This is a genomic window from Ruegeria sp. BG11 (assembly GCF_056538565.1).
Genome location: NZ_JBQFTH010000061.1, coordinates 1 through 562, shown reverse-complemented (window position 1 = coordinate 562; position 562 = coordinate 1). Strand labels below are relative to the sequence as shown.

Below are 562 nucleotides of genomic sequence, written 5' to 3'. Positions count from 1 at the left end.
AGCGCCTCGATAAATCTGGCGAAGGGTTTCGCGAACGGCAAGATCAGCGCCACGCCTATGGCGTTGAAGAAACTATGGAACGCGACCAGCGCAGTCAGAGAATTTCCGACCCCCGCCCCGCTTGCAAACACCGAAGTAAATGGACCTAGCAAGAAAAAAGCCATTGCTCCTGTCATCACGTTGTAGATCACATGAGCAAACCCGGTTCGACGCGCCATCGTGCCCCCGCCCAAAGTCGCCAGAACTGCCGTAAAAGTCGTGCCCACATCCATTCCAATGACGAGAGCTGCTGCTTGAGGGAAGTTCACAGCACCCGCGCTCAACGCAGCCAATGCGGTCGCAACGCCAGCGCTCGAAGACTGCGTCACCATCGTGATAAGCACGCCTATCAATACAAGCTTCAGCCTGCCTAGCAGTGTATCTGGCGGGAAATCGGCAGGAGTCACTATGCCGCGAAATACGTCAAGCCCGGACTTGAGTTGCTCGATCCCAATGAAAATCAAGCTGAACCCGGCCAACGCCAGCCCAAGGCCGAAGGCGCTTTCGACGCGCATGTCCCGAC

Annotated in this window: 1 protein-coding gene; it reads right to left on the bottom strand. The window is 56.8% G+C overall.

The annotated features are described in order from the left end of the window. On the bottom strand, positions 1-562 hold a 562-nt coding region (locus ACR0JF_RS23395), incomplete at both ends, for a Na/Pi symporter (RefSeq protein WP_480670139.1).